Origin of the sequence: Pontivivens ytuae, assembly GCF_015679265.1 — a bacterium.
GTDB lineage: Bacteria > Pseudomonadota > Alphaproteobacteria > Rhodobacterales > Rhodobacteraceae > Pontivivens > Pontivivens ytuae.
In genome coordinates this window covers 3,827,784-3,853,068 of the sequence record NZ_CP064942.1, presented here as the reverse complement: position 1 = coordinate 3,853,068, position 25,285 = coordinate 3,827,784, and the positions used below count along the sequence as shown (strand labels likewise).

Annotated in this window: 26 protein-coding genes and 1 tRNA gene; 15 read left to right on the top strand and 12 right to left on the bottom strand. The window is 68.1% G+C overall.

The genetic code is table 11. From position 1 onward, the window contains the following. Positions 1-15 precede the first annotated feature (15 nt). Positions 16-92, bottom strand: a tRNA-Ile gene (locus tag I0K15_RS19210). Positions 93-155: 63 nt separating this feature from the next. On the opposite strand from I0K15_RS19210, the gene I0K15_RS19205 reads away from it, so the two are divergent. The 5 genes from I0K15_RS19205 to I0K15_RS19185 all read left to right on the top strand — a co-directional run bounded on the left by I0K15_RS19205 (position 156) and on the right by I0K15_RS19185 (position 4,024). Beyond that, on the top strand, positions 156-584 hold the full coding sequence (locus tag I0K15_RS19205; RefSeq protein ID WP_196103085.1) for an ABZJ_00895 family protein: 429 nt from the start codon (positions 156-158) through the stop codon (positions 582-584). Positions 585-639: 55 nt separating this feature from the next. Beyond that, the gene (purM, locus tag I0K15_RS19200) at positions 640-1,680 is read left to right on the top strand and encodes a phosphoribosylformylglycinamidine cyclo-ligase (RefSeq protein ID WP_196103084.1); all 1,041 of its coding nucleotides are present in this window, start codon (positions 640-642) and stop codon (positions 1,678-1,680) included. Continuing rightward, complete coding sequence (gene purN / locus I0K15_RS19195) at positions 1,677-2,285, top strand: phosphoribosylglycinamide formyltransferase (protein WP_196103083.1); 609 nt, start codon at positions 1,677-1,679, stop codon at positions 2,283-2,285. Before purM ends, purN begins: the two co-directional genes overlap by 4 nt. A gap of 97 nt (positions 2,286-2,382) precedes the next feature. Then, complete coding sequence (gene gap, locus I0K15_RS19190) at positions 2,383-3,378, top strand: type I glyceraldehyde-3-phosphate dehydrogenase (protein WP_196103082.1); 996 nt, start codon at positions 2,383-2,385, stop codon at positions 3,376-3,378. A 211-nt stretch (positions 3,379-3,589) separates the two neighbouring features. Beyond that, a complete protein-coding gene (locus tag I0K15_RS19185; RefSeq protein WP_196103081.1) occupies positions 3,590-4,024 on the top strand; it encodes a YHS domain-containing (seleno)protein in 435 nt (144 codons plus the stop codon). Positions 4,025-4,124: 100 nt separating this feature from the next. Here I0K15_RS19185 and I0K15_RS19180 read toward each other — a convergent pair whose 3' ends face one another. Further along, complete coding sequence (locus I0K15_RS19180; protein WP_230374188.1) at positions 4,125-6,623, bottom strand: chemotaxis protein CheB; 2,499 nt, start codon at positions 6,621-6,623, stop codon at positions 4,125-4,127. A 195-nt stretch (positions 6,624-6,818) separates the two neighbouring features. On the opposite strand from I0K15_RS19180, the gene I0K15_RS19175 reads away from it, so the two are divergent. From I0K15_RS19175 to I0K15_RS19165, 3 genes are read left to right on the top strand one after another with little or no spacing between them, the layout of a single operon-like run. Continuing rightward, complete coding sequence (locus I0K15_RS19175) at positions 6,819-7,586, top strand: hypothetical protein (protein ID WP_196103079.1); 768 nt, start codon at positions 6,819-6,821, stop codon at positions 7,584-7,586. 10 nt (positions 7,587-7,596) lie between these two features. After that, complete coding sequence (locus I0K15_RS19170; protein WP_196103078.1) at positions 7,597-8,460, top strand: hypothetical protein; 864 nt, start codon at positions 7,597-7,599, stop codon at positions 8,458-8,460. Positions 8,461-8,467: 7 nt separating this feature from the next. Continuing rightward, positions 8,468-8,938, top strand: coding sequence for a response regulator (locus tag I0K15_RS19165; protein ID WP_196103077.1), 471 nt, complete (start codon positions 8,468-8,470; stop codon positions 8,936-8,938). Here I0K15_RS19165 and I0K15_RS19160 read toward each other — a convergent pair. From I0K15_RS19160 to I0K15_RS19145, 4 genes are read right to left on the bottom strand one after another with little or no spacing between them, the layout of a single operon-like run. Beyond that, positions 8,935-9,834, bottom strand: a complete 900-nt coding sequence (locus I0K15_RS19160) for a dimethyl sulfoxide reductase anchor subunit family protein (protein WP_196103076.1) — start codon at positions 9,832-9,834, stop codon at positions 8,935-8,937. The genes I0K15_RS19165 and I0K15_RS19160 overlap by 4 nt on opposite strands. After that, positions 9,835-10,218 (bottom strand): Rid family hydrolase, encoded by a 384-nt coding sequence (locus I0K15_RS19155; protein WP_196103075.1) that lies wholly within the window; start codon positions 10,216-10,218, stop codon positions 9,835-9,837. 33 nt (positions 10,219-10,251) lie between these two features. After that, a complete protein-coding gene (locus tag I0K15_RS19150; RefSeq protein WP_196103074.1) occupies positions 10,252-10,977 on the bottom strand; it encodes a 4Fe-4S dicluster domain-containing protein in 726 nt (241 codons plus the stop codon). Next, positions 10,974-13,817, bottom strand: coding sequence for a molybdopterin oxidoreductase family protein (locus tag I0K15_RS19145; RefSeq protein WP_196103073.1), 2,844 nt, complete (start codon positions 13,815-13,817; stop codon positions 10,974-10,976). The genes I0K15_RS19150 and I0K15_RS19145 overlap by 4 nt, the downstream gene beginning before the upstream one ends. Positions 13,818-14,015: 198 nt before the next feature. Here I0K15_RS19145 and I0K15_RS19140 point away from each other — a divergent pair, with 198 nt between their 5' ends. The 3 genes from I0K15_RS19140 to I0K15_RS19130 all read left to right on the top strand — a co-directional run bounded on the left by I0K15_RS19140 (position 14,016) and on the right by I0K15_RS19130 (position 16,393). Then, positions 14,016-14,750, top strand: coding sequence for a helix-turn-helix transcriptional regulator (locus I0K15_RS19140; protein WP_196103072.1), 735 nt, complete (start codon positions 14,016-14,018; stop codon positions 14,748-14,750). Between the two features lie 72 nt (positions 14,751-14,822). Further along, on the top strand, positions 14,823-15,605 hold the full coding sequence (locus tag I0K15_RS19135) for an FCD domain-containing protein (RefSeq protein WP_196103071.1): 783 nt from the start codon (positions 14,823-14,825) through the stop codon (positions 15,603-15,605). Then, entirely contained in the window at positions 15,602-16,393 is a 792-nt protein-coding gene (locus I0K15_RS19130) for an HTD2 family dehydratase (protein WP_196103070.1), read from the top strand. Before I0K15_RS19135 ends, I0K15_RS19130 begins: the two co-directional genes overlap by 4 nt. 33 nt (positions 16,394-16,426) lie before the next feature. On the opposite strand, the gene I0K15_RS19125 is transcribed toward I0K15_RS19130, so the two are convergent. Further along, complete coding sequence (locus I0K15_RS19125; RefSeq protein ID WP_196103069.1) at positions 16,427-17,530, bottom strand: NAD(P)/FAD-dependent oxidoreductase; 1,104 nt, start codon at positions 17,528-17,530, stop codon at positions 16,427-16,429. A gap of 39 nt (positions 17,531-17,569) precedes the next feature. Between I0K15_RS19125 and mnmC2 the strand changes: the two genes are divergently transcribed. Further along, on the top strand, positions 17,570-18,262 hold the full coding sequence (gene mnmC2, locus I0K15_RS19120; protein ID WP_196103068.1) for a tRNA (5-methylaminomethyl-2-thiouridine)(34)-methyltransferase MnmC2: 693 nt from the start codon (positions 17,570-17,572) through the stop codon (positions 18,260-18,262). A 71-nt stretch (positions 18,263-18,333) separates the two neighbouring features. Further along, complete coding sequence (locus I0K15_RS19115) at positions 18,334-18,894, top strand: hypothetical protein (RefSeq protein ID WP_196103067.1); 561 nt, start codon at positions 18,334-18,336, stop codon at positions 18,892-18,894. Positions 18,895-18,919: 25 nt separating this feature from the next. On the opposite strand, the gene fdhF is transcribed toward I0K15_RS19115, so the two are convergent. From fdhF to I0K15_RS19095, 4 genes are all read right to left on the bottom strand, one after another. After that, positions 18,920-21,655 (bottom strand): formate dehydrogenase subunit alpha, encoded by a 2,736-nt coding sequence (gene fdhF, locus I0K15_RS19110; protein ID WP_196103066.1) that lies wholly within the window; start codon positions 21,653-21,655, stop codon positions 18,920-18,922. Between the two features lie 201 nt (positions 21,656-21,856). Next, positions 21,857-22,081: a hypothetical protein gene (locus I0K15_RS19105; RefSeq protein WP_196103065.1), complete on the bottom strand. Its 225-nt coding sequence runs from the start codon at positions 22,079-22,081 to the stop codon at positions 21,857-21,859. Positions 22,082-22,143: 62 nt separating this feature from the next. After that, a complete protein-coding gene (locus I0K15_RS19100; RefSeq protein ID WP_196103064.1) occupies positions 22,144-22,743 on the bottom strand; it encodes a glutathione S-transferase family protein in 600 nt (199 codons plus the stop codon). Between the two features lie 13 nt (positions 22,744-22,756). Next, the gene (locus I0K15_RS19095; protein WP_196103063.1) at positions 22,757-23,362 is read right to left on the bottom strand and encodes an FMN-binding negative transcriptional regulator; all 606 of its coding nucleotides are present in this window, start codon (positions 23,360-23,362) and stop codon (positions 22,757-22,759) included. A gap of 307 nt (positions 23,363-23,669) precedes the next feature. On the opposite strand from I0K15_RS19095, the gene I0K15_RS19090 reads away from it, so the two are divergent. Next, entirely contained in the window at positions 23,670-24,029 is a 360-nt protein-coding gene (locus I0K15_RS19090) for a hypothetical protein (RefSeq protein ID WP_196103062.1), read from the top strand. 6 nt (positions 24,030-24,035) lie between these two features. Here I0K15_RS19090 and I0K15_RS19085 read toward each other — a convergent pair whose 3' ends face one another. Next, complete coding sequence (locus I0K15_RS19085) at positions 24,036-24,704, bottom strand: TetR/AcrR family transcriptional regulator (protein WP_196103061.1); 669 nt, start codon at positions 24,702-24,704, stop codon at positions 24,036-24,038. A 131-nt stretch (positions 24,705-24,835) separates the two neighbouring features. Between I0K15_RS19085 and I0K15_RS19080 the strand changes: the two genes are divergently transcribed. Further along, the gene (locus tag I0K15_RS19080) at positions 24,836-25,285 is read left to right on the top strand and encodes a (2Fe-2S)-binding protein (protein ID WP_196103060.1); all 450 of its coding nucleotides are present in this window, start codon (positions 24,836-24,838) and stop codon (positions 25,283-25,285) included.

Genomic DNA, 25,285 nt, shown 5'->3' with positions numbered 1-25,285 from the left:
CAGGGAGTGGGATCGTGGTAGGCCCGGCAGGACTTGAACCCGCAACCAAAGCGTTATGAGCGCTCTGCTCTAACCAATTGAGCTACAGGCCCCCGACAGGTATCGAGCGATAACAGACGCCCCACCGGGGTCAAGAGCCTGCGAGGAGAGCCACCATGACCGACGAGCCGCGCACACCCTATCTGGGCTACTACCTCGCGATCCTCGTGGCCGCGATCATCGGGATGGCGGTGCTGATCTTCGTCGTCCAGTGGCTGACCGGGGTGAATATCGGCGGCGGGGCTACCGCGATCGTCCCGCCCATGGCGGCGGCCATGCTGGTCGGCCAGCGGTGGGCGAAACAGCGCGGGGCGACGCCCACGTCGAAGGAAGCCTGGCGCTTCGCCTTCGTCGCCGGGCTCGTCTTCTTCGCGCTGCAAATCCTGCTCGCGCTGATGGTCGCGGCCTCCGGCGTGCTGGGGCCGGTCAACCAGGGCTTCATCGGGCTGATGGTCGGCCTCGTGATCGCCTACACCGCCGTCGCGATCCTGATGCACCGCTGGTTCGTGATGATGGGCGCGCGCTCGGCGCTGAAGGCGAAGTGATGGACACCCCCCGCCCCCGCCGCTAGACACCGCTCAACGGACGCGAGGAGGCCCCATGACCAAGCTCACCTATGCCGATGCGGGCGTGGATATCGAGGCCGGAAACGCGCTGGTCGACCGCATCAAGCCGGCGGCGAAGTCCACGGATCGGGCGGGTGTCATGGCCGGGCTCGGCGGCTTCGGCGGGCTCTTCGATCTGAAGGCCGCGGGCTACTCGGATCCGGTTCTGGTCGCCGCAACCGACGGGGTCGGCACCAAGCTGCGCATCGCGATCGACACCGGGCACCTCTCGGGCGTCGGCGTCGATCTGGTGGCGATGTGCGTGAACGACCTGATCTGCCAGGGAGCGGAGCCCCTGTTTTTCCTCGACTATTTCGCCACCGGCAAGCTCGACGTGTCCGAGGCCGCGCAGGTCGTCGAGGGCATCGCCGAGGGCTGCCGCCAGGCCGGATGCGCGCTGATCGGCGGCGAGACGGCGGAGATGCCGGGGATGTACGCCGCCGGCGATTTCGACCTCGCAGGCTTCTCCGTCGGCGCGATGGAGCGGGGCACCGCCCTGCCCTCGGGCGTCGCGCCCGGCGACGTGCTGCTGGGCCTCACATCCTCCGGCGTGCACTCCAACGGCTACAGCCTCGTGCGCCGGATCGTGGCGGACCATGGCCTCGACTGGGATGCGAAGCCCAACGGCCTGCCGGGTGGTGCGACGCTGGGCGAGGTGCTGCTCGCCCCCACCCGCATCTATGTCCGCCCGGCGCTGGCCGCGATCCGGGAGGGCGGGGTGAACGCCCTCGCCCACATCACCGGCGGCGGCATCACCGAGAACCTGCCCCGCGCCCTGCCCGAAGGCTGCGGCGCGCGCGTGAACCTCGATGCCATCCCCCTGCCCCCGGTGCTGTCGTGGCTGATCGGCGCCGCAGACCTGGACGAAGCCGAGGCGCTCAAGACCTTCAACTGCGGCGTCGGCCTGATCCTCGTGGTGGCCGAGGGCGCGGTCGACGGGGTCGTCGCGGCGCTCGAGGACGAAGGCGAGACCGTGCTCCACCTCGGCGAGGTCACCGCCACCCCCGGCATTGCCTACGAGGGCGCCCTGCGTTGAAGCGCGTCGCCATCCTGATCTCCGGCGGCGGCTCCAACATGGTGCGGCTGGTGGAGGAGATGCAGGCGGGACGCATCGACGGCGCGCCCGTCCTCGTCCTCTCCAACCGGCCACAGGCGGCGGGGCTGCAGCGGGCGGCCGCCCTCAACGTCCCCACGCAAGCCCTTGATCACAAGAGCTTCCCGGATCGCGCCGCGTTCGATGCAGCCCTCCACGACGCGCTCACCGCCGCGCAGCCCGACATCGTCTGTCTCGCAGGGTTCATGCGGATCCTCACGCCGGAGTTCACTGCGAAGTGGGAAGGGAAGATGCTCAACATCCACCCGTCCCTGCTGCCCCTCTTCCGCGGTCTCCACACCCACCGGCAGGCGCTGGAGGCGGGCGTCACCGTCCACGGCTGCACGGTCCACGGCGTCACCGCGGCCCTCGACGACGGCCCGATCCACGGGCAGGCGGTCGTCCCGGTGCACCCGAATGACACGGAAGCAGACCTCGCCGCTCGCGTCTTGGTTGAGGAGCACAAGCTCTACCCGGCCGTGCTCGCCGCCCTCTGCGCGGGCCGCACGCCGCACATCGCCCAAAGCGGAGCCTTTCCCGAGGCGTAACCCCACAATCCCGAGGGTGGACAGGTGCACTGCAATAAGTATCTATCCAACCCGACAGGTGACATAACCGTCACGCCACAACCTGAAGGAGATTCCCATGGTCAAGGTCGCCATCAACGGCTTCGGTCGGATCGGGCGCAACGTGCTGCGCGGCATCATCGAAAGCGGGCGCACCGACATTCAGGTGGTCGCGATCAACGATCTGGGACCGATCGAGACCAACGTTCATCTCCTCCGGCATGACAGCGTGCACGGCAAGTTCCCGGCCAACGTCACCATCGACGGCGATACCTTCGATTGCGGCACCGGCCCGATCCGCGTGACCGCCGAGCGTGACCCGGCCGCCCTGCCCTGGTCCGATGTCGACGTGGCGCTGGAGTGCACCGGCATCTTCACCGCCAAGGAGAAGGCGGAGATCCACCTCAAGAACGGCTCGAAGAAGGTGCTGATCTCCGCGCCCGGTGCCAACGCCGACAAGACCATCGTCTACGGCGTGAACCACGAGACGCTGACGGCCGATGACAAGGTCGTCTCCAACGCATCGTGCACCACCAACTGCCTCTCCCCCGTCGCCTATGTCCTCAACGAGGCCATCGGGATCGAGAAGGGCTTCATGACCACGATCCACAGCTATACCGGCGACCAGCCCACGCTGGACACGATGCACAAGGATCTCTACCGCGCCCGCGCGGCGGCCGTGTCGATGATCCCGACCTCGACCGGTGCGGCGAAGGCCGTGGGCCTCGTCCTGCCGGAGCTGAAGGGCAAGCTTGACGGCGTCGCGATCCGCGTGCCCACGCCCAACGTCTCCGTCGTCGACCTCACCTTCAACGCCGTGCGCGAGACCAGCGTCGAGGAGATCAACGACGCGATCCGCACCGCCGCCGACGGCAAGCTGAAGGGCATCCTCGGCTACACGGACGAGCCGCTGGTCTCCATCGACTTCAACCACGACCCGCACTCGTCGATCTTCCACATGGACCAGACCAAGGTGATGGAAGGCACGATGTGCCGGATCCTCACCTGGTACGACAACGAATGGGGCTTCTCCAACCGCATGGCCGACACCGCCGTCGCGATGGCCAAGGTCTGAACGACCCTTCAGCTCTCGATCGGAAGGCCCGCCCCATCGGCGGGTCTTTCTCGTTTCGGGCGTCGCGCATCGGGTCTCGACCCCTCACATTCAACGCAAAAACCCGCGATTTCAGTCATTTCTTCAGCGAGGGGATGTGATTGGCCAGTGATCGGATCGCCTGACTAGCCTGCCTCCACCGCATGTCGCGGAGACACAACGGGAGAGTATCGTGATCCGGAACATCCTCGCAGCCCTTGCCGCCGCTGCCACCCTCGCCTTCGCCACCCTGCCCGCCTCGGCCGGGAACCAGCTCGCCGTCGCCATCGGCGGCTACGACACCGTCTCCTACCACCAGGACGGCCCGATGCCAGGCGAGGCGCGCTACAACCATTTCTGGAACGGCGCGATCTGGTACTTCGCGTCCGCCGAGAACCGGGACACCTTCGCCGCCGACCCCGCCCGCTATGCGCCCGCCTATGACGGCTACTGCTCCTGGGCGGCGAGCCAGAACTACAAGGCGCCCGGCGATCCCAACGTCTGGCAGATCGTGGACGGCACGCTCTACGTCCAGGTGCACGAGCGCGCCCGCGAGCTCTGGCGCGAGGACATCCCCACCCACATCACCGACGGCGACGAGAACTGGCCCCGCATCCACCCGTTCTGAGCGGGCGCGAATAGAGCAGACATCAGCAGGCCCGCCGAAACGGCGGGCCTTTCCAATCTCGCACGCGCTGCTGTTAGAGCGGCATCACTGGCGCTGACGGCTAGACCAGCGCCTTCAAACCGGCGGGGACCACCATCATCACCGCGCCGGCGAGCTGGTTGCGGGCGTTGCGGTAGGGGACAGCGCGCACCACGGACGGCGTGCCGTTCAGCTCGTATTCCAGCTCCACCGTCTCGCCCCTTTCCACCACGTCGGGCAGGAAGCTGAGCGGGCGGGGGAAGCCGTCGGGCAGCTCGCATTGCGCGATATGGACCTTCGGCGCTTCGGAGGGGATCGAGAGCACCTTGCGCGCCTCGTTCGACGCGCGCACGACGTTGAGCCGCAGGTCGAGCACCACCACAGGCAGCGCGAGGTGGGCGAGGATCGATTCCAGCTCCTTGGTGACGAGGCTCAGCTCCATCGAGTTGATCTGCTGCTCCTCGTTGACCGTGATCAGCTCCTCGTTGGTGGACTGCAGCTCCTCGTTCGCGGTCTCCAGCTCCTCGTTCGTCGACTGCAGCTCCTCGTTGGTCGACTGCAATTCCTCGTTGAGGGACTGGAGTTCCTCGTTCGAGGTCTCCAGCTCCTCAATGGTCTGCTGCAGCGTCTCCCGGGTCGAGGCGAGCTGGCGGCGCAGCTCGCGCACCACAAGCTCGTCGCCGGGGTTCTCGTCGACCAGCGCCAGTTCCTCGGCGCTTTCGTCGGTCTCGGCGAAGACGAGGAGGTAGAGCGTCTCGCCCCCGCGCTCGCTCGGCAGCGGATAGACCGAGAGGCGCAGCGCGCGCTCGTTCGTTCCGCCCGGCATCGGTAGAAGGCCAGAATGCCGCGCCATCTCGCCCCGTTGCGCGAGGGAGATCAGCACCCGCGCCTCGTTCGCAAGCCGCCCTTTCAGGTAATCGACCGAGGCACCCTTCACGTCGCCCGACGGAATCGACACGAAGTCGTCGATCTCACCGAAGACCCGGCGCAGCTTGTAATCCGAGGTGACCAGCACGGCGTTCGGACCCAGCGTGCTGACGAGCGCGGCAAAGCGGCCGTCCTCGCGGTTCTCATGGCGAGCGGCCTGCTCCTCCAGCCGCTGGACGGTCCGCATCTGCGCCCGGGCACTGGGGCGCAGCGGCGCGAGATCGACATCCGCCGCCTCACGCTTGCGGAAGATCTTGCCGCCCGTGCTGTCGCGCAGAAACAGGTTCTCCACCCCGGTCATGCTCTCGGCCATGCCGAGGAAGACGAGGCCGTCCTCCTTGAGCGCTGTATACATCCGCGACATCACCCGGTACTGCAGCTCCTGCCCGAAATAGATCAGCAGGTTGCGGCAGCAGACCAGGTCGAGGTTCAGGAACGGCGGATCCTGGGAGACGTTGTGCTCGGCAAAGAGGATCACGTCGCGCAGCGGTTTGACAACCTTGAAGCTGTCCCCGACCGCGGTGAAGTAGCGGGTCAGCAGATCCTCGCTGACCTTGGTCATGGAACTGGCGGGATAAAGGCCGCGGCGCCCGACCTTCAGCGCCTCCCGATCGATGTCGGAGGCGAAGATCTGCAGCCGGTTGCGATCGATCGTGTCGGGGCCGCCCATCGCCTCGGCGAAGAGCATGGCGATGGAGTACGCCTCTTCCCCCGTCGCACAGCCGGGCACCCAGACGCGCAGCGGCAGCGTGTCGTCATGCTCCTCCACGATCCGCTTGATCGCGGTGTCGAAGCGCTTGAACTCCTGCTGGTCGCGGAAGAACGACGTGACCGAGATCAGCATGTCTCGGAACAGCGTCTCGACCTCGTCCTTGTCGGCGCGCAGCCGCTCGACATAGTCGGCGATCCGCTCCAGCCCGAGCGCCGCCATCCGCCGCTCGATCCGGCGATGGATGGTGGACGGCTTGTAGTCGCGGAAATCGACATTGGTCTGCGCGAAGAGGAGCTGGTTGATCTCCGCCAGCGAGTTCACCGGCGGCATTAGCGCGGCGAGCCCCTCGGCATCGCGGGAGGTCTCGAGGATCTCCTTGAACTTCACCCCGATATCCTCGGGCGGCAGCACCAGGTCGATGCAGCCGGTCCGCTGGGCGGACATCGGCATGCCGTCATACTTCGCGCTCGCCTCGTCCTGCGCGATCGTGATACCGCCCGCGGCCCGGATCGCGCGCACGCCGAACGCGCCGTCCGAGCCGGTGCCCGACAGGATCACGCCGATGGCGCGCGGCCCGATCTCGTCGGCCAGGTCGATGAAGAAGCCGTCGATCGAGGGTTTGGGCGCGCTCGGCGTCTGGTCGGGCGGCAGCAGCTCCAGCCGGCCATTCGCGATGGACAGGTTGCTGTTGGGCGGCGTGATGTAGATGTGATCGGGTTTCGGCACGACACCCGACGAGATCTCGACCACCGTCAGGTGCGTCTCACGCGAGACGAGGTCGCGCAGCAGGCTCTTGTGCTGCGGCGCCATGTGCTGGACCACGATGTAGGTGGCATTCGCCTGAGCGGGAAGGTTTTTTGCAAGTACGCTTAACGCTTCGAGACCACCGGCGGAGGCTCCGATGCCGACCCAAGCCATGTTGAATTTGCTGCCGTCGGCCATAAATTTCGCTTTTTAACTAATAGGTTGTGGGGCGTTATGACTGTATCGTCAAAATCGTTAACATGAAAGTAGCATTCTGGGTAACCATACGCACCGCCCCGTGCCCACGTGACACAGGGCTGTGCTTGCTTGCCATGATCTGAGGGAGCAACCATACTCTCGGTTCACCATGCGCCATCGCGCGAAGGACCTTCGATGTCGGACCAGCGGGACAATACGAGTGAGGGCAACAGGGCGTCCGGCCACGCCGGTGGCGCCCCGCGCCTGTCGGAGCTCGCACCGGCGATCACCATCCACGCCCAGATGTCCCAGACGCGCGGCGTGACGGTTAACGGCATCGAGCTGCTCTTCGACGACACCCGCATCCGCCTGACATTCGAGGCCGACCGCAACGTCGCCGATGTCTTCGGCCGGGAAATGGCGGAGTTCGTCACGGGGCTGTGCCATGAGGCGCCCGAGAACGGCAAGATGCTCTCCCTGCCCGATCTGAAGGCCAGCATCTCCGGCTGCGAGCTGGAGGGAGCGGCGATCCTCGCCCGCGCCTATGCGGAGAACGTGGCCGCGATCACCATCCGCCTGCGCCGCCTGCAGGGCAACGCGCTCGCCTTGCTGCAACCCGGCGTGCTGCGCGACGACGCGACCTCCCGCGCGCTTGAGCGGGCGGTGGACGAGGCGATCGAGCGGATCTACGTGCCGCTGCGCAATTTCGAGACCTCGATCGATCTTGCCCTGCGCGAGGGGCGCCGCGGCGAGGCCGAGCGCATCCACGCCCAGATCATTGCCTTCCGGACCGAGATCGACAACATCTGCTACAATTTCGAGCGGCTGCTGGCCGACGACCTCGCCCGCCGGGACGCCGCACGGCCCGCCCTGCCCCCGGTCGAGGATGTCGAGGAAGAGAGCGGCAGCGAGCAGTCGCCCGGCGGGCCGCCCTATCTGCGGCTCATCCCCGGCAACCGCTGACCTCACCGCGATGGAGATCGACGTCAACGTCGCGCCGCCTGCGCAGCGGCAGGGTCTCGTCATTGCCGACGCCACGCTCAGCCGCCTGATCGCCGTCAGCGACACGGTCGCACAGATGACAGGCCGGTCGGACGCGCCCACCGACCTCTCCGAGCTTTTCACCGCGGCCCTCGTCCATGAGATGCGCAACATCGCGGGGCTGCGCAGCGCGCAGGACGAGGGGCTCTATCTCGGCTTCCGCGACGTGGGCGGCGTGCAGCTCGCCGTGCGGTTGGAGACGCGGGCCAACCTGATCCTCATCTCGCTGCAAAGCCCGGTCGATCCGATCTCGGACCTCGCGGATTCGATGCTCGCCCTGCGGATGCTGCTGCGGGGCATCGACGCCGCCGCCTTCGCCCGCGGCGATCTCGGCATGCTCGCCTGCCGCAACCTGCGCCTCACGATCGCCGCGCGGCGCGTGCGGCTCGCCCGCGCGACGGAGGCCGGGCTGACGGTGGAGGCGGAGGCCGGATGGATGCCCGACGGCCAGGGCCTCGACCCCGCCAACTGGACGCGCACGCGCCTTGACGAGGTCATGGCGCACGAGCCCTTCCGCCATGTCGCCCCGACCGATGTCGCCCCGCCCGCCTTCCTCCCCGTGGCCCCGCCGGGCATCACCGTCGAGCCGCCGGCATGGCCCTCGGACCTGCCCCGGCCGGAGGCCGATCTCCTCATCTTGATGCGCGAACCGGTCGCCGGCACGCCCCGGTGCTTTTTTTGCGAGACCTTTCATCCCGCTCCGCTACCTTTCTCTGCACTGTCCAGCGTCGCCATGTTCCTGCGCGTCCTGGACCTGTTGGAGGGGGTCGGCCGATCGGCCGACAGGCGAGAATAGGACTGGGATGACAACGATCCTGATTTTGGAGGACGACCAGCCGCTGGCCGCCGAATGGCAGATCGCCCTGGAGGGTGAGGGCTACACCGTCGTGCACTGCCGCGACGCGACCTCGGCGCTCGATTATCTGGAGGGGCACGACGCCGACCTCGTGATCGCCGACATCTTCATCTACCGCGAGGGGACGCTGACCTCCGATGGCGGGGTGAAGCTCGTGGGCCTGCTGCGCGCCGCCGGGGCGCGAACCGAACGGCCGGACCTGCCGATCATCTCGATCACCGGCCAGCCGCAGGACGGCCGCTTCGTGCCGCCGGTGCTCGATCTCACGACGTCCCTCGGCGCCGACCTCGCGCTGGAAAAACCGGTGCCGATCCCGGATCTCCTCGGCCATGTTCGCTCGCTCATCGGTAGCCGCGACGCACAAGGCACCACGCTGAGCAGCGCGCCGGAACAGGCCGAGCGGGACGCGGACGGCTAGGCGCGCGCCGCCCCGTAATAGAGCATCACGGCGTGCCGCGCCTCCGCAAAGAACAGCCAGCGCTCGACGAAACACCCGGCGAGGGCTGCAAGGGCCGCGACCAGCGGCAGATATGAGAACGTGAGTGCCGGCACCGCGAAGAGCAGCGCCACCATCCACATGCGCAGCGCATCCGCGTGCCGCCGCGCGATCTCGAAGCCCATCTCCCGCATCAGGAAGTTCTTCTGCGAATGGGGCGCCTCCAGCAGCCGCACCTCGCCGGACAGCCCCGTCGCCGCCGCGGCATCGAGCCGGTCGGTCCTCAGCACCCGCCGCCGGTAGCCGATCTTCGCCACCGCCGCCACGATCCCGGCCACCGCCACGAGATAGAGCAACGTCCCGGCCGCCCGCCCGGTCAGGTCCAGCACCGCGAGGAACAGGAGCCCCCCGGTCCAGAGCCCGAGCCCCAGATAGGAGGCCACCGTCCACCCGGTATGCCAGTCCCGCACCGCCTTGATCGAGGCGTAGATCATCGCCGTGCAGACCAGCACCGCGACGGCCCCGAGCATCGCGAGCGTCTGCGCCAGCCCGATCCACCCGGCCTCCGACCCCGTCAGCCAGCCCAGCCCCCAGGCGGCCATCGGCGCGAAGGTGGCGACCGCCATCACCCCCTCCCGGCTGAGCCAGCTCGTGCGCCACTGGCTGAACGCCCGCCAGGCCCGCTCCGGATGCCCCAGATGCAGTGTGGAGCTCACCAGCCCCGCCACGATCAGCGCGCCCGCGAGCACCAGCACGCCCGTGTTCCACCCCGGCGGCAGCGCAAAGCCGCGTCCGGCATAGAGCCCCAGCCAGATCAGGAGCCCGTAGCCGAGCCCCGAGACCACGGTGAAGAAGATGACAGACTTCGCAGGATGCATTCAGCCGTGCTCCCGCGCGGCCGTGACCTCGAGCTCGACGCGCGCTTCGGCCGGGCTCAGCGCAATCACCTGCACCAGCGTGCTCGACGGGCGCGCGGCGCCGAAAAGCTCCCGATGAACCTCCGCCACCGCGGGCTCGTCGTCCATGTCGGTGAGGTAGACGGTCGAGCGCACCACGTCGTCGAGGCGGAAGCCCGCCTCCTCCAGCGCCGCCTCCACCGTGGCCGCCGCGTCGCGTAGCTGCCGTCCCGCCCCTTCCATCAGCGCGTCGCCCCGCGCCGTGGTGCCGGACACCCAGCAGGTGTGGCCCACGACCACAGCCCGGGAATAGCCGTAGGCGTCCTCGTTCGAGTCCCCCGATCCGATCAGCCGCTTCACGCCCATGGCTTCATCTTTCTCCAAATACGCAAGCGACGCTCATGCGCTGAGCACCCGGTCGACCAGCCGCGCGAAAAAGCCCGCCTCGCCCTCGACCACCGGCTCCAGCTTCGCCTCGGCCACGGTGCGCGGGCGCGGCGGCAGGTACTTGTTGACCGGCTTCGTGCCCTGCTCCGGCATCAGGTCGTAACCGCCCCGCTCGGCCACCAGCTTCGACACGCCGCTTTCGGGATCGCCCAGATCGCCGAAATGCCGCGCACCCGCCGGGCAGGTGTTGACGCAGGCCGGGACGCGGGCGTCCTCGGGCAGGTTCGGATTGTAGATCCGGTCGATGCAGAGCGTGCATTTCTTCATCACGCCCTCCCCCTCGTCATATTCCCGCGCGCCATAGGGGCAGGCCCAGGAGCAGAGCTTGCAGCCGATGCAGGTCTCCGCATTGACCAGAACGATCCCGTCCTCCGCCCGTTTATAGCTCGCGCCCGTGGGGCAGACGGTGACGCAGGGCGCGTCGTCGCAATGCAGGCAGGACTTCGGGAAATGCACCGTGCGCTGGCCGACCGCGTCCTCCGTCTCGAAGGAGTGGATGCGGTTGAACCACACACCCGACGGGTCGTCCCCCGTGGCGAGCAGATCGGTCAGCGGGCCCGAATGCCCGCCCTCGTTCCACTCCTTGCAGTTCACGGCACAGGCATGACAGCCGACGCAGATGTCGAGGTCGATGACCAGGCCCAGCTTTTTTTCGGTTTTCTCGGGCAGCGAGGTCATTCGAACCGCTCCTTCGTGGACAGCCATTCGCGGAACGGCACCGCCTCGCCCACGCTCTCGGTCGGCACGACCTTGGCCCCGTGGCCCGAGGGATCGGGCATCTTCGCCGGATGCTCCATCGGCTCGAAGGTCGGCGAAAGGCCCGGCGCGCATTTCTCGATCCGCACGCGCAAGTCGAACCACGCGGCCTGCCCCGTGACCGGGTCGGAGTTCGAATACCGTTGCCCGCCTTCACGCGGCGGGAGAAGTTCGCTGATCACGTGGTTGAGCAGGAACCCTTTTTCCGCCTCCGGCGCACCCTGCGACAGCCCCCACGCCCCCTTCCGCTTGCCGATCGCGTTCCAGGTCCAGACCGTGTCGCGGTTCACGCCGGTCACCAGCTTCACCTGGCATTTCAGTTCGCCATCGGGGCTCGTCACCTTCACCCAGTCCTCGTCCCCGACCCCGATCTCTGCCGCGAGGTCGCGGTGAATAAACAGCCGGTTCTGCGCCGTGATCTGGCGCAGCCACACGTTCTGCGAACCCCAGGAGTGGTACATGTGCATCGGCCGCTGGGTCAGCGCGTGGAGCGGGTAATCGCCCTCCGCCTCCTCCGGCGCATACCAGATCGGCAGCGGATCGAAATAGGTGCGCACCCGCTCGCGATGCCGCTCCGGCGCCTGATCAGCGGCGAGGCGGAAGCGTTGCAGCACCTCCGAGTAGAGCTGGTATGGAATGGGTGCTGCTTCCGGGATGAACCCCATCCGCGCCGCATGCGCGAGGTAGGCCGCGTTGTGCGCCTTGTTGAACTGCGCCTCCAGCGGCAGATGCTCCTGCCAGAAGCCGCCATTCTCGATATAGCGGTCCAGCTGGTTGGGGTTCGGCGCGCCCCGCCCGTGATCCTCGCCATTGCCACGCCACCCGGCGAGCGGCCCCAGCGCCGCGCCCCGTTCGTGGTTGACGATGTAATCGGGATAGCCGCCGGGATATTGCGGCGCGCCGTCCGGCGTCACCATCCCCGGCAGGCCGAGCCGCGCGCCGAGGTCGAGCAGCACGGTCTGGAACGGCCGCACGTCGCGGTCGGGCTCCACCACCGGATGCCGGATCGCGTCCGCCGCCCCCTCCGCCGAGGAGATCGGCCGGTCGAGCAGCGAGATGCAGTCCCACCGCTCCAGATAGGTCGTGTCGGGCAGGACGAGGTCGGCGTAAGGCACCGTCTCCGACCAGAAGGCGTCGGAGTAGATCACCTTCGGGATGCGATACTCCCCGTTTTCATCCTTGTCCGTCAGGTACGTCATGGCCGCACCCGGGTTCATCGCCGAGTTCCAGCCCATGTTCGCCATGTACATGAAAAGCACGTCAACGGGGTACGGATCGCCAGCCCAGGCATTGTGCATCACCATGTGCATCAGCCCGTGCGAGCTGAGCGGATGCTCCCAGGAATAGGCCTTGTCGATGCGCAGCGGCTCGCCCGCGCTATCGACCAGCAGATCCTCCGGCCCTGTGGGATTGCCCAGCGGCATGCCCGCCAGCGGCTCCCCAGCCCGCGCGGGCCGCGCCGGTTTCGGACCCGGCGGCGCGGGCTTGGGATAGGGCGCCTTCATCCGCCAGCCGCCGGGGCAGTCGACAGAGCCGAGGATCATCTGCAACAGATGGATCGCCCGGCAGGTGTGAAAGCCGTTGGCATGAGCCGAGATCCCGCGCATCGCGTGCATCGACACCGGCCGGCCGGTGATCGTGTCGTGCTTGCGACCCGTCCAATCCTCCCACGCGACGTCGAGGGTGATCTCCTTCTCAAACGCCGCTTCGGCGAGTTCGGCGGCGATCCGGCGGATCTGCGCAGGCTCCACGCCGCAGGTTTCAGCCACCTTCTCAGGGGCATACTCGTCAGAGAGAAAGCGCCGCGCGAAAAGCTCGAAGGCCGGTACCGAGGTCCGCCCATCCGCCAACTCCGCCCGCCCGGTCAGCACCGGCTCGACGCCCGGCGCGCAGGGCTCGACCCCGCCGCGGGTGAGGCAGAGCGGCGCCCCATCTTCCCGCGCGAACAGCCCGTGATCCGCGTCGCCCGGTGCGTCGATCACCAGCCAGTGCGCGTTGGTGTAGCGGACCAGGAACTCCCAATCGACCTTCTCGGCCAGCAGCAGCTCCCGGATCAGGGAGAACACCAACAGTCCGTCCGTCCCCGGCCGGATCGGCACCCATTCATCGGCAATCGCGGAGTAGCCTGTGCGACACGGGTTCACGCTGACGAACTTCGCCCCGCGCGTCTTGATCTTGCCGAGCCCCGTCTTGATCGGGTTGCTGTCGTGATCCTCCGCCACGCCGAACATCAGGAAGTATTCGGTCCGGTCCCAGTCCGGCTCCCCGAACTCCCAGAACGCGCCGCCCAAGGTGTAGAGCCCGGCGGCCGCCATGTTCACCGAGCAGAAGCCGCCATGCGCCGCGAAGTTGATGGTGCCGAACTGCGCGGCCCACCACCCCGTAAGGCTTTGACTTTGATCGCGTCCCGTGAAGAAGGCGAGCTTCTTCGGGTCCTTTTGCCGCACCTCGCCCAGCCAGTCGGTGGCGAGTGCGAGCGCCTCGTCCCACTCGATCTCCTCGAACTCGCCCGAGCCGCGGGGGCCGACGCGCTTCAGCGGCTTCGACAACCGCGCCTGGCTGTAGTGGTTCATCAGCCCGGCGGAGCCCTTGGCACAGAGCACGCCCTTGTTCACGGGGTGGTCGGGATTGCCGTCTATGTACCTGATCGCGCTGCCTTTCAGGTGCACGCGAATCCCGCACCGGCAGGCGCACATGTAGCAGGTGGTGTACTTCACCTCATCGGCGACGACGGGGGTCAGATCGACCTCTGCCTGTGCCATGCTGCCACGCCTCCAGAGTCTTCTATAAGAGTCAGCCTACTCTGCGTCACCCGGCTCCGCGACGCAAGCGGCATCGGCTGGCCAAAGGCCGCCAACCGTGCAGGTCCCTGACTTAGAACGGCTTTTCCACTCCGTGGAACCGAGACCCTTTTTGTGAGTTGTTGATGCAGCGGGCAAAAGCCCAGGAAGGAAGTCAGAATGTTTCGCTTCGACGAGACGACGACCGACGTTTTTATTAGCGATCTAGAAGTCTGCGACACCACGGATGCGGTCTGGCGTGTTGTGGTCGATCTTTTTGACGGCTCGCCCTTTAACCGGATCAGTTACCACGTGATGCCGCTCTATTGGGCGACGACGGACCAGCCGCCGCAGATCCGCACCAACGGATTTTCGGAGGATTGGGTCCGCCGCTATCACAGCAGCCGCCTCTGGCTGGTCGATCCGATTCCCATGACGGCGATCGGGCGCTCCGTGCCGTTCCTGTGGTCGGAGATCGTGGAACTGCGCGAGCTCACCCAGGCGGAGGAGGACTACATCGAGCTCCTCGCCGAGGCTCGGCAGGGCAACGGCCTCGCCGTGCAGGTCTTCGGCCCGAACGGACGCAGCGGCTATTTCGGCCTCGGCTTCGGCGACAGCAAGCCGGCCTTGTCGCGCGGTGCCGTGCGGCAGCTCCAGTGGGTCTGCCAGCTCGCCCACCACCGCTATTGCGAGGTCGACACCGTGCCGGCCGCCGCCCTGTCGGGGCGCGAACGTGAGGTCCTCTACTGGGTCGCGCGCGGCAAGTCGAACAGTGCGATCGCGGAGATCCTCGCGATCTCCAGCTACACGGTGGACGCCTACATGCGGCGCATCTACCAGAAGCTCGGCGTGAACGACCGGGTGAGTGCGGCGATCCAGGGCCTCGGCTCCGGCCTCATCAAGGCCGCGGCCTGACCACTCCGCCGGTTGCGGGCGCGGCCATGCGGTTCTAGAATCTGACCAATTCAAGAACCGCGAAAGCCCGCAATGCCTTTTCAGAAGATCGAGCCCGAACGGGTCGCAGACGCCATCACCCGCCAGATCGAGGCGCTGATTCTGCGCGGCGTCCTGCGCCCCGGGGAGCGCCTGCCGGCGGAGCGGGAACTTGCCGCCCGCCTCGGCGCCTCCCGCCCCAGCTTGCGCGAGGCGCTCGCCGATCTGGAGGAGCGGGGCCTGATCGTCACGCGCCCTGGCAGCGGCGCCTTCGTAGCAGAAGTCCTCGGATCCGCCTTCGCCCCACCGCTCATCGCGCTTTTCGCCAGCCATGACGAGGCGTTCTTCGACTACCTCGCGTTCCGCCGCGACCTCGAAGGGCTCGCCGCCGAACGCGCCGCCCGCTACGCCACCCCCACCGATCTCGACGTGATCGACGCGGTGTTCCGGCGGATGGAGGCCGCGCATCCCAAGCGCAACCCCGATGACGAGGCCGCCCTCGACGCCGAGTTTCACATGGCCATCGTGGAGGCGGCGCACAACGTCGTCATGCTCCACATGATGCGCTCGATGTTCGAGCTGCTGAAAAAGGGCGTGTTCTACAACCGCCAGCTCCTCTTCGGCGTCCGTGACACCCGCGCAACCCTACTCGGCCACCACCGCGCCATCCGCGACGCGATCCTCGCCCGCGACCCGGTCGGTGCGCGCACCGCGCTCGAGGAGCATCTGGGCTTCATCGAGGAGTCCATGCGCGAGCATCTGCGGCGCGCCGCCCTCGAGGAAACCGCCCGCCTGCGCTACCAGCAGATCACCGGCGAGACGGAGCACGCGACGTGACCCACCCCGCCCTCGGGCGCTCCGAGACGCGGGAGGAGGTGATCGACCCCGCCCGCCTCGCCGCCCTGCGCGCCGCGCTCGACCTGCCGGAGGGCGGCGACACCCTGCCCCCCTTCGCCCACCAGATCTACTTCTGGCAGGCCGAACGCCCCGCCGCCCTTGGCCGCGACGGGCACCCGGCGACCGGCGGCTTCATCCCCGATCTCGGCCTGCCGCGCCGGATGTGGGCGGGTGGACGCCTCACCTTCACGGCCCCTCTGCGCACCGGCCTGCCGGCCCGCAAGACCACCACGATCACGAACATCGCCGAAAAGGCCGGCCGCTCCGGCGCCCTCGCCTTCGTCACGCTGGAGCACCGGTTCGAGCAGGACGGCACCCTTTGCGTGACCGAGGAGCAGGACCTCGTCTACCGCCCCGACGACGCGCCTGCGGCCGCCCCGCAGCCCTGCGAGCGCATAGAACCGGAGCCGCAAAGCGCCGACCCCACGCTCCTCTTCCGCTACTCCGCGCTCACCTTCAACGGCCACCGCATCCACTACGACGCCGATTACGCGCGACAGGTGGAGGGCTACCCGGGCCTCGTCGTCCACGGCCCCCTCCTCGCTCAACTCCTCGCCCTGCGCGCCGAACGAACTCTGGTCGGCCTCACGACCTTCACCTTCCGCGCCCGCTCCCCCGTCACCGCAGGCGAACCTTTCGAGACCTGCGCGGAGCATCGCGACGGCGCCCTCCACCTCTGGATCCGCGCCGCCGACGGCCGCCTCGCCATGACCGCCGAGGCGACCTGACCCTTCATCTTTCGTTCAAATACGCAAATCCCGTCAGAGGCCCAGATGCGCCTCGACCCGGAAACTCTCGGGCCAGCCGACATCCTCGCCCGCGAGCTCCCGCGCGAGCATCGCGCCCACCTTCTCGCCCAACCCGAAGCCAATCTTGAAGCCGCCCATCGCGGCAAACACCCCCGGTCCGCCCGGCACGGCGCCTACCATCGGGTCCCGCCCGTTGGCCCGCGGCCGCTCCCCAGCCCACCGGGCCACGACGCGGCCCACGCCGAGCCGCGGGCAGACCGTGCGCGCCCGCTCCAGCACCGCGTCGAGCTGCGCATCCGTGCCGCGCGGATCGTCGTAGTCCCGCTCGCTGGTCGCCCCCACCGCCACGCCGCCCGTCGCATGCGGGATCACGTAGAGCCCGTCCGCATAGAGCAGCGGCAGGTCCGGCGCCTCCATCTCCAGAAGCAGCGCCTGCCCCTTCTCGCCGCGCCCCGCGACCTCGCCTACGAGAGGTGCGAGAAGGTCGAAGCCGGCGACCCCGGCGGCGACCACGATCCGCTCGGCGAGGATCGGACCGGAGGACGTCTCGACCCGCCCCGGCGCCACCTCCGTCACGGGCCGCGCCACCTCCAGCCGTCCGCCGAGCGCCAGGAAGGCCCCGGCCAACGCCGCGCAGGTCGCCGCCGGGTTCAGCCGCCCGGTCAGCGTGTCGTAGGCGATGCCCTGCGGCGCGGCCTCGACACTCAGCCAGCGCGGATAGGCGTCGCCCGGCAGCACCTCCAGCCGCGCGGCATCCCCCCAGCGCTCGGCCGCCTCCACCGCCCGCTCCCCGGCGCGCATCCGCGCGGCCTCCGTCGCCAGCGGCACCAGCCGCCCGATCCGGCCGTAGCCCGTGGGCAGCCCCGAGAGCCGCTCGACCTCCGCCAGCGCGGGGCCGAGCGCCAGCAGAGCCTCGAGCTGGAACTGCTTCTTCGCGTTCCACCGTTCCGGCATGTGAGGCGCCAGCGCCCCGACCAGGCCACCGCTCGCCCCATGCCCCGGCGCGGGCCCCGCTTCGACGACCAGCACGTCATGCCCGGCCTGTCGCGCACGCAGCGCCGTCCACAGGCCGAACACGCCCGCCCCGATCACCAGGATTTCCGCCCGCTCGCTCATCCCTGTACCTCGCCCCATCGACCCCTTAGACACCGTGCCATGAGCGATAGCGACCTAATTCTGTGGCGGGAGAACGGCACGCCGGTCTCCGCCCGCTTCGACGATCCCTACTACTCGGTCGAGGATGGATGGGCGGAGACGCGGCATGTCTTCCTCGCGGGCAACGACCTGCTGGCGCGTCTCACGCCCGGCTTCCACGTCGCCGAGCTCGGCTTCGGCACCGGGCTCAACCTGATGGCTCTGGCGGCGGAGGCCCCCTGCCCGATCCGCTTCACCAGCTTCGAGGCGTTTCCGCTCGCTCGCGACGACATGGCCCGCGCCGCCGCCCGCTTCCCGGGCCTCGCACCCCAAGCCGAGGCCCTGCTCGCCGCCTACCGCCCCGAGGGCGGCCGGTTCCAGCTCGGCCCCGTTTCCGTCGAGCTCATCATCGGCGATGCGCGCGCGACCCTGCCCCGCTGGGACGGCCTCGCCGACGCCTGGTTCCTCGACGGCTTCGCCCCGGCGCGCAATCCGGAGCTCTGGTCCAAGGCGCTGATGGCTGAGGTCGGGCGCCACACCGCGCCCGCCGGCACCTTCGCCACCTACACCAGTGCAGGCGCCGTCCGCCGCGCGCTCACCGCCGCGGGCTTCACCGTCACGAAGCGCCCCGGCTACGGCCGCAAGCGCGAGATGAGCACCGGCCGCCGCGGCCCCGGTCGGCAAGACCCCGCCGAGGGCCACACGCCGGATTGATCCCGAGGCGCTTGAACCCCACCGCACACCTGCGCGTAGTCCCCCGACAACCAGATCGGGAGAACCCGCCGATGCGCGCCACACTGCTTCTGTCCGCCATTGCCCTGAGTGCCTGCACCGTCCCGGTGCCGGTCCCCACGCCGACCGCCAGCGCCCCCGACACCCGGCCGCGCGCCGGTCAGACGAGCACGATCGAGCCCTGCACGATCCTCGAAGTGACCGAGGCCGAGATCGCGCCGGAGGAAAACGGCCTCACCCGCATCGCCTCGACCGTCGGCGGCATGGCCGGCGGCCTCGTGGGTCTCGGCCAGTCCGGCAGCTCGGCCGGTGGCGCGCTGAGCCGCACCTTCAACGGCTCCCAGACGCTGGGCGTGGAATACACGGTGGAGACGACGGACGGCCGCACGCTCATCGTGCTCCAGGACATCCCAGAGGGCGAACCGGCGCTGGCCGCAGGCGGCGACTGCCGCATCCGCTCCACCCCTTCGACGGGCCTCAGCCGCATCCTGCCGCCGGTAAACGCGAGCGCGGCAGGAGCCGGAGCGGGCTCCGAGTTCTCATGGGCCGATGCCATGGAGTCGGTAAGCGGGACCGGGGATGCGGAAAGCGCCGCATCCGCTTCATCTTTCTGAGGAAATCCCCGCCCGGAGCGGCGTCCTATTCCGCCGCCAGCGGCACCGCCTCCACGCGGCAGGCGGCGAACTTGAACTCCGGGATCTTGCCGTAAGGATCGAGCGCCGGGTTGGTCAGCACGTTCGCCGCCGCCTCGACGAAGGCGAAGGGCAGGAACACCATGTCCGGCGAGACGGCTCGGTCGGCTCGCGCCATCACCTCCACCGCGCCGCGGCGCGTCACCAGCCGCACCGTGCCGCCCGCCTCGACACCGAGCCGTCGCAGGGTGGCGGGGTGGAGCGAGCAGTTCGCCTCGGGCTCCACCGCATCGAGCACGCTCGCCCGCCGGGTCATCGCACCCGTATGCCAGTGTTCGAGCTGCCGCCCCGTGGTCAGCACCATCGGGTATTCCGCGTCCGGCACCTCATCGGGCGGCACGATCTCCGCGGGGGTGAAGCGCGCGCGGCCGCCGTCCCGCGGGAAGCCGTCGCCGAAGACCACGGCCTCGCCCGGCACATCCGGGCCCTTGACCGGATAGGTCACCGCATCCTCGGCCTCCAGCCGCTCCCAGGTGATATTGTCGAGGCTTTTCATGCCCTTCTTCATCTCGGCGAAGACCTCGTACGGCCCGGCATAATCCCAGCCGAGACCGAGCCGTTTGGCGAGCTCCACCGTGATCCACCAGTCCTCCCGCGCCTCGCCCGGCGGCGGCACGGCGGGGCGGCCCATCTGGACCTGGCGGTTGGTGTTGGTGACGGTTCCCGACTTCTCCGCCCAGGCGGCGGCGGGCAGGATGACATCCGCGTAGTTCGCCGTCTCGGTCAGGAAGATGTCCTGCACGACGAGATGATCGAGCTTGGCGAGAGCTGCCCGCGCGTGCTCCACATCGGGGTCGGACATCGCCGGGTTCTCGCCCAGGATATACATTCCGTTAATGTTACCGGAATGCACGGCATCGAGAATTTCTGTAACAGTTAACCCCTTCTGGTCCGAGAAGCCGCCACTCCCCCAGATCTCCGAAAAGGCCGAGCGCACGCCATCGTCGGTCACGCTCTGATAATCCGGCAGGAACATCGGGATCAGCCCCGCGTCCGAGGCGCCCTGCACGTTGTTCTGCCCGCGCAGCGGATGCAGCCCGGTCCCCGGCCGACCGACGTGACCGCACATCAGCGCCAGACTGATCAGACAGCGCGAATTGTCCGTGCCGTGAACGTGTTGGCTGACACCCATGCCCCAGAAGATCATGCCCGCCCGCGCGGTCGCGAAGTCCCGCGCCACCGCCCGCAGCGTTTCCGCCTCGATCCCGCAATGGGCCGCCATCTCCTCGGGCGGGAAGCCCGCGAGATGCGCCTTCATCGCCTCGAAATTCTCCGTCATTCCAGCAACATACTGGCGGTCGTAGAGCTCCTCCTCCACGATCACATGCATGATCGCGTTGAGCATCGCCACGTCCGCGCCCGGCTTGAACTGGAGCATGTGGGTCGCGTGCCGCTTCAGCGCCTGCCCCCGCGGATCCATGACGATCAGTGTGCCGCCGCGCTTCGCAAACTGCTTGAAGTACGTGGCCGCAACCGGATGGTTTTCCACGGGATTTGCACCGATGACGATGGCGACGTCGGCATTCTCGATCTCGTTGAACGTCGCGGTGACAGCGCCGGACCCGACATTCTCCATCAGCGCCGCCACCGAGCTCGCATGGCAGAGCCGCGTGCAGTGATCGACATTGTTGTGGCCGAAGCCCTGCCGGATCAGCTTCTGGAAGAGATACGCTTCCTCGTTCGAGCACTTGGCCGAGCCGAAGCCCGCAACCCGTTGACCTCCCAGCGTTTTCAGGCCGTAGGCGGCGGCGTCCATCGCCTCCTCCCACGTCGCTTCGCGGAAGGTTGCGAGCGGGTTCGCCGGATCGACGTTCAGCCCCTTCGCAGCGCCCTCCCGCCGGATCAGCGGCCGGGTCAGGCGATGCGGATGCGCGATGTAGTCGAAGCCGAACCGTCCCTTCACGCAGAGCCGGTTCTCGTTGGCCGGGCCATCGGCGCCGTCGACCCAGACCACCTTGTCATCCTTCACTTTGAGCGAAAGCTGGCAACCTACTCCGCAGTAAGGACAAACCGACTTCACCTCGCGGTCGTAACGGGCGCTGTCGGTGACCTCGGCCGGCATCAGCGCGCCGGTGGGACAGGCCTGCACGCACTCGCCGCAGGCCACGCAGGAGCTCGCCCCCATCGGGTCGTCGAAATCGAAGACGATCTTCGCGTCGTGGCCGCGCCCGGCCATGCCGATCACGTCGTTGACCTGCACCTCGCGGCAGGCGCGGACGCAGAGGTTGCAGTGGATGCAGGCGTCGAGATTGACCGACATCGCCACGTGGCTGTCGTCAATGAGCGGCACCCGCGCCCGCTCGATCGCCGGATAGCGACTCTCGCGCACCCCCTGCACCGCAGCCATGTCGCGGAGGTGGGAGGACGCGTCCCGCGCCTCCTCCGGTTGATCGGCGAGGAGCAGTTCGATCACCCCGCGCCGCGCCGTCTCCGCCCGCTCCGTCGCCGTGTTCACGACCATGCCCTCGGACGGCTCGCGGATGCAGGAGGCGGCGAGCGTCCGCTCCCCCTCAATCTCCACCATGCACGCGCGGCAGTTGCCGTCCGAGCGATAGCCCGGCTCGGGCCGGTGGCAGAGATGCGGGATCGCGAGGCCCCGGCCATGCGCCACCTCCCAGATCGTCTGGCCGGGGGCGGCGGTCACGGTCTCGCCGTCGAGGGTGAAGGTGATGGTGTCGGTCATGGGCATCCTCGCTCTGCCCGAGACTTAATCACTCCGCCGCGCGGTGCGAAACGCGGTTCCCGACACGAGACGCACCGTTTGCGCCCACCTCGCGTTCCGATGGGAAACGCCCGCCTTCCTCCTTGTCCAAGTATCCCCGCCGGAGGCCAGGAATTCTCGGACGAGAATTCTGCAAAGACCTCTCGGGCGAAAGGTCTTGGGTCAGCCGAAGAGCCGGGGTTTGAGTTGCAGGAGCGTGCGGTTCGTCTCCTCGCTCGCGGCCTTGCCGGCGAGCACCGCGGTGTGGATCGCCGCGGCCTGAACCATGGCGGCGACCAGCTCCGGGGCCGCGGCCGCGTGGCCCTGTCCGAACTCCGCATCCACCGCCGCCCGCGCTTCGGCGAGCTGGCGGGCGGCGCGGGCCGCGGCTTCTGCAACATGATCCATGGCGTGTCTCCCGTTTGGGCGGGAGATGGGCCGGTTCCGGCGGCGGGCCAGCGCCTGCGCGCTCAGGGCGCGGTGGCCGTCATCTCGGGACGCGCGGCGAAGCCCTCGAACCAGGCGGCCAGCGCGGGCCGTTCGCCGCGCCATTCACCCACGGGCCCACGGAAGTCGAGATAGCCCAAGGCGGCGCCGAGCGCGATCTGCCCCATGTCCACAGGCCCCGCGAGATGCGCCATCCAGCGGCCTTCGAGGACGTCGAGCGCGCGGAAGACCTTCGCCTTCTGCCCGTCCATCCAGGGGGCGGACTGCATCTCGTCGGGCCGGACACGGCCCTCGTAGATGATCAGGAGAGCGGCATCCATGACGCCGTCCGCCGTCGCCTCCAGCACCTTCACGTCCCAGCGGCGGGCGGCGGGGTACATGTTCGTGCCCCACAGGTCGTCGAGATATTCGCAGATCACCCGGCTGTCGTAGAGTGCCGGACCGTCCTTGCGCACGAGGCACGGGATCTTGCCGAGCGGGTTGACGGCGAGCGGCATGGTGCCGGTCTCCACCGCGTTGCCGGCGGCGTCGATCGCCTCGAGCGCGGCATTGCACCCGGCGATCTCGGCCAGGATCCGGACCTTGCGGCAATAGGGTGAGGCGGGGTTGTCGTAGAGCTGCATGGGCCGTCTCCTCTCAGGCGGGCGGGTCGCGCATCCACGCGGCAAGATGGCGGAGTTCCGTGCCGTGGCCAGTCTCGACCGCGTCCGCGGCGGCGAGGCGGTGCGCCGCCTTCTTGTTCTGGTTGAGCTTCCAGGTGCCCTCCACCGCGTCGATATGCAGGCGGACAGGCACGATCATCCGCATCATGCGGGTCGCGACGTCCGGCGTCATCTTCGCCATGGTCCAGGGCCGCTTGTCGAGCGGGGTTTCGTGCCGTGCCGAGAGCGCGTCGAGATGCGGGCGCAGGACGTCGGGCTCCAGCACGTCCAGCCGGCCGCGCAGGTGGACGGCGACGTAGTTCCAGGTCGGCACCTGGTCGTCGGCGCCGTACCAGTCGGGCGAGATGTAGCCGTCTGGCCCCGTCACGGCGAGGAGCGCAGGACCCGCGGCCCGCAGGATCGGGTTGGAGCGGGCGAGATGCGCCTCCGCCACCGTCCCGTCCGCGTCGAGGAGGAACGGCACATGGGCGGCCAGCGGCCCGTTGGGGCCGTTCACACTGAGCGTGCCGAAGCCGCGGCGGCGCGCGAAATCGATGTTCTGCGCGCGCTCGGCTTTGCGGAAGGTCGGGTTCGGGTGCATCGCGCGAAGGTCCTGTCCTGTGCGGACCTATCCTTCGCGTCCTGACGGGGCAGCGGTCAACGCCGGTATTGTAGCCGTGCAATGCCCCGTCGCCGCGGTGCGGACGGCCATCTCACAAAATAGATCAAATTTGAACGTTAACCTTTGTTGACGAAAGGTTAACAAAACGCCATCCGGAAAGAGAACAGTATCGGATCAGTTCTATTCAGTTGATCTCGGCACTCTTCATATAACCAGAGGTTGTTCAGCCAATTTGGGGTGGTCGGACAACCCGCCGAAGACAACGAAACGTGGGGTTTCACTCATCATGAAGAAGATTGTACTGGCCGTCGCCGCCGTGGCGGTCCTGTCGGCCTGCGCGAAATCGCCATCCTCCATTGCGCCGGTCGCAGTCTCGTCCAGCGAATATTCGAGCCTGAGCTGCGATATTCTTGTGAACGAGATGAACCGCAACTCACTGGAACTGGCCGATGCGGTCTCGCGTCAGCGCTCCGCCCAGGCGGCAGACGCGGTCGGCGTGTTCCTGGTGCTGATCCCGCCATCGGCGCTGATGGGCGACGCCGAGGGCGACGTGGCCCTCAACAAGGGCGAAGAGATCGCGATGCAGCGCGAATACGATCGCCGCTGCCGTCAGATCGCGACGGGCCCACTGCGCCCCGCCTCCTGAACGAGGTCAGAGGACCGCGCGGCGTTCCTGCGCGATGTTCTCGATGCCGCGCAGCATGGCCTGCGCGGCGAACCGCACCGTGGGCTCGAAATCCGGGACGTTGTCGCAGAATTCGGGCTCGCGCAGTACCACCGCCACATGCTCCGGCGGATGGGTCATCGGGTAGAGGCCCGCGATCATCATGTAGAGCATCATGAGGCCGCGATGCGCCTCCTCCGGCTGCCAGTGCGGGATGGCGCGGCAGAGCGAGTCGGCCACCTGGGCGGAGCACGCGTTCAGCCGCCGCTTCATGCCGCGGATCGTGTCGCCGGTGATGTTGTGCTCCAGCACCGAGGCCATGCGCGAGGTCAGCAGGCAGAGCTGCGGGCGTTCGATGAAGCACTCGGCCATCACGTCGGCGACGTGGGAGACGGAGCTCTGCCCGTCGATGCGCTGTTCGAACGCATTGCAAAGATCCTGCACATCCGCGACCAAAAGCTCGAGCAGGATCTCCTCCCGACTCTCGAAGTAGCGGTAGAGCCCGGATTTGACGACGCCGGCCTCCTGCGCGATGGCGTTGAGACTGGTTCCGTTGAAACCGTCGCGTTCGAGCACGCGCGCGGCGGCGTCGAGGATCATCCGGCGACGGACTTCCTTGTGTTCGGGCGAGCGGGCACGCTGAAACATCTTCGTCATGCTATCCTAGCTAGCGTTGCTGCGACCGTTTCGCAAGACAAATAACGGAACGTCGGTCTCTTATTGACATTGACTGACCGAGCTTCGTACTTTCGTATTGAATATCGAATGCCGAGGGGAAGGACCGCGCCATGCTACTCACGATCAACGGGGCCGACTACGAGGTCGAGGCGCCCGAGGATATGCCGCTCCTGTGGGTGCTGCGCGACCTCCTGGACATCAAGGGACCGAAATTCGGCTGCGGTGTGGCGGCCTGCGGGTCGTGCACGGTGCTGGTGGACGGGGAGCCGGTCCGCTCCTGCTCCTACCCCGCCTCCGCCGTCGAGGGCGAGGTGACGACGATCGAGGGGATCGCGCAGGGCGACGTGCTGCACCGGGTGCAGGAGGCCTGGATCGAGCACAACGTGCCGCAATGCGGATATTGCCAGTCGGGCCAGATCCTCGCCGCCGTGGCGCTGTTGGAGCAGACGCCGCGGCCCACGGACGAGGATATCGATCTGGCCATGACGAACCTCTGCCGCTGCGGGACCTATCCCCGCATCCGCGCCGCCATCAAGACCGCATCCGGGCAGGAGGGCTGA